Source organism: Streptomyces lonarensis, from assembly GCF_012033735.1.
GTDB classification, from domain to species: domain Bacteria; phylum Actinomycetota; class Actinomycetes; order Streptomycetales; family Streptomycetaceae; genus Streptomyces; species Streptomyces lonarensis.
Genome location: NZ_JAAVJD010000433.1, coordinates 1 through 1,904, shown reverse-complemented (window position 1 = coordinate 1,904; position 1,904 = coordinate 1). Strand labels below are relative to the sequence as shown.

Genomic DNA, 1,904 nt, shown 5'->3' with positions numbered 1-1,904 from the left:
GGATGCCGGCGCAGGTGGTGAGGTGGTGGGTGAGGCGGTTGGCGGCCTCGTTCAACTCCCGGTAGGTGGTGCGGTGGTCTTCGTGGATGACGGCGGTACGGTCCGGACGGACCCGGGCCTGGTGCTCGAAGAGCGTGTTCAGCGTCTCCTCGCCGATCGGGACCACCGTGTCGTTCCAGGTGTCGACCACCAACCCCCGCTCCACACCGTCCAGCACGTCCACCTCCCCCACCCGGAGGTTCGGCCCGCCGGTCAGGGCGGCGAGGACCCGCAGGAACGAGCGGCGGTGGGAGGTCAGCGGCACCGCGTCGGCGTAGGCGGCGTCCACCGTGAAATCGATCCGCAACCCCCCGTCCGGGCCGTCGGTCACGGTGATGCCGAGGTCCTCGGCGGTGCCGCCGGTCGACAGCAGATGGGCGGTGCCCGGCACCCCGGCGAACGTCGGCGGCGCCTCACCGGCCAGGACGTTCACCACCGGCCCGAACTGCCGCCTGCCGTCGGCCGGCCACCCCAGGTCGCGGATCAACTCGGCTGCGTCGTAGCGCTGGTGCCACTGAACCCGCAGTACCGCCGCGGCCACCCGTGAGGCCAACTCCTCACAGGTCGCCTCCGGGTCGACCGCCACCCGCAGCGGCAGCACGTTGGCGCTCATCCCCGGCACCCGGCGCGCCGCGGGCGTCATCCGGCCCGTGACGGGAAGCGAGAGCAGCACGTCCCGGACGCCGTTGCGGCGGTGCTGCTGCACCACCCCGGCGGTGATCAGCACCTGCTGCCAGGAGACACCGGCCCGCGTCGCGAACGCGACCAGCGCGGCACGCTGTTCGGCATCGATGTGGGCGACCTCGCGGGCGATCCGCAGCGCCGGGCGCTCCGCCCGTGCCGGCGGGCACTCGGCCTCCGCCATGGTGCGGGTCCAGAACGCGCGGTCCTTCTCACGGGCGGCGGAGACGTCGTAGGCGGCCTGCGCGTCCAGCAGCGACGCGACGCCGCCGAGCGGCTCACCGGGGTCGGTGCCGGCGGCCGACGCCGTGTGGATCTCGCCCAGTCGACGCTGCAGGAGATGCCCGCTGAACCCGTCCTGCATCAGGTGGTGGGCCCGGTAGTACCAGCGCAGCTGCTCGTCGCCGAGCCGCAGCAGCAGGTGCCGGAAGAGCGGACCGCGCTCCAGGTCCGGCACCTCGGCGAGGTCGGCGGCGATCAGCGCCTCGGCGGCGGCCGCCGGGTCGGGGGTGTCCCGCAGGTCGGCGACATCCGGCCGGTAGGGCTCGCGCGGCGCGAGGTACTGCGCGGGCACTCCGTCCACCTCGGTGAACCGCAGCCGGGTGGTGTCGTCCTCGGCGACGAGCCGCGACACCGCCTCCGTCAGGAGCGGGACGTCGACGGGCCCGGTCAGCTCCACCCAGCCGCCCTGGTTGAACACCGGGCTCGCCGGGTCCAGCCGCTGGGCGTACCAGACCCCCTGCTGGGCGGCGCTGAGGGGCCGGCTGTCGGTTTCCTGGCCGGGCATGGCGTGCTCCTTCGGGAGGGACGGCTGCGTCGGTGGCGCACCCCGCCCGCCCGAAGCGGGCGGAGAGGGGCACGGGCGGGGAAGGGGACGGACGGACCGTTCGCGTCCGCCGGGTCGGGGTGCGGGACGGCGTCCGGCGCGGGACCGGGCGGCGGTGGGACGGAGCGCGCGGGGCGGATCGGTCGCCCCGCCGACCGGGCGGTGGGGCGGTGCCCCGGAATCCATCAAAACGGCCGGGGCCGGGGGTGGGCGGCAGTTCCTCCGGCACTCGGGGAGCAGTTGGGCGGCAAGCCCGGCGGCACCTCCGCGCCGGTGCCAGCCCACGGCGGTGGCGGTGGCGGTGGTCGTCCGGCCTCGGGCGGCCGCGGCCGGCGGGTGCGCCGTGCCCGCGCGGCGG

The 1,904-nt window shown here is 75.8% G+C and carries 1 protein-coding gene; it reads right to left on the bottom strand.

From position 1 onward, the window contains the following. The coding region (locus tag HCN56_RS25320; RefSeq protein ID WP_245247027.1) for a condensation domain-containing protein at positions 1–1,507 on the bottom strand (1,507 nt) is incomplete at its 3' end. Positions 1,508–1,904: the final 397 nt, after the last annotated feature.